Source organism: Flavobacterium sp. U410 (assembly GCF_053570605.1).
In genome coordinates this window covers 1-1,294 of sequence record NZ_JBSEFI010000051.1, presented here as the reverse complement: position 1 = coordinate 1,294, position 1,294 = coordinate 1, and the positions used below count along the sequence as shown (strand labels likewise).

Here is a 1,294-nt window from a genome sequence, read left to right as displayed (position 1 = left end):
CGGCGGCGGCGGAAACACCGGCGGAACACCGGGCGATGAGGATTATGATGACGGCTTGGTAGACCCGAAAACCTGTAAAGGTTGCGGTGGCGTGGTGACGGTACCTGTTCCGGAGTTGGAACAAGTGGAAGAAGATGATTGTAATACATCTCCGGAAAAATTATTAGAGATTTTTCCTAACGCTTCACTTACTATCAGACAAACTTTAGCAAATTATATAAATGATTACGGCGCAGCCTTTGGAATTGATACCAAAGAAAAATTATGCCATTTTTTAGCGCAAACTGGAGCTGAAACAGGTGGTTTTACAACATTAAATGCAACTGAAAATTTAAACTATACAACAGCTGAAAGACTTAAAGAGATATATTATATTTTTAAGGATTCAAATCCAAACGCCATAGATCCAACTCCTTATTTAAATAACCCAACAGCATTAGCTAATTTAGTCTATTGTTGTCAGTATGGCAATGGAAATGAAGCCAGTGGAGATGGATCCTTATATAAAGGGAGAGGAATAATTCAACTCACTTGGAAAGGAAACTATGATGCTTATGTAGAATATTTAAACAGCATAGGATATGGATGGTCATATTATCAACCTAGCAATTTAGAAAATATACAAATGCATTCCATATTAAGTGGCATGTGGTTTTTTAAAGTTAGAGTCTTAGATAAAATAACGATCAACTCTGATACAACTGTTTCTAAAGTTACAAGTAGAATTAATCCTGATATGGTAGGATTAAATAAAAGAAAAAATTATTTTAACCAAGCAATGGAAACAATAAACTGTCAATAAAATATGAAAACGTTAAAAACACTTTTAATTATAGTTTCTGTTCTTATAGCAGTAACTATTAACGGTAAAATATTAACTAATAATCTTAAACTTCAAACACCAGAACAAAGAATTTTAGGAATTTGGATTATGGAGAACAGCCCAAGTGATAAAATTGAGTTTTTACCAAATGGTGTTGTCAACATATATATTGATAACACTCTAGAGTCAACATATAATTATATTATTTCTAACGAATGTAATGGAATAATACCTTCTTCCTCCGATAATAATGGGAATAAATTAGTTTTAAAATATATTTACCCTGAAGGAGATTCCTTTTGTAATTATATACTAAGTGGAGTTTATGAAGATAACAATCATACATTATCTTTACTAACAGAAGGACAAGGTAAAATTATAGTTTATATGAGGCCGTAGAATATGAAAATTATAAAAATTATTGTGATTTTCGCTTTAGGAATTATAACATATAGTTTTATTGATAAAAGG

At 31.7% G+C, this 1,294-nt stretch carries 2 protein-coding genes; both read left to right on the top strand.

Features of this window, described 5'->3' with window-relative positions:
• Positions 1-802, top strand: an 802-nt coding sequence (locus ACUSJC_RS16745; protein WP_449270699.1) for a glycoside hydrolase family 19 protein, incomplete at its 5' end; no start/stop codon positions are given.
• Between the two features lie 3 nt (positions 803-805).
• Complete coding sequence (locus ACUSJC_RS16740) at positions 806-1,222, top strand: hypothetical protein (RefSeq protein ID WP_449270698.1); 417 nt, start codon at positions 806-808, stop codon at positions 1,220-1,222.
• Positions 1,223-1,294: the final 72 nt, after the last annotated feature.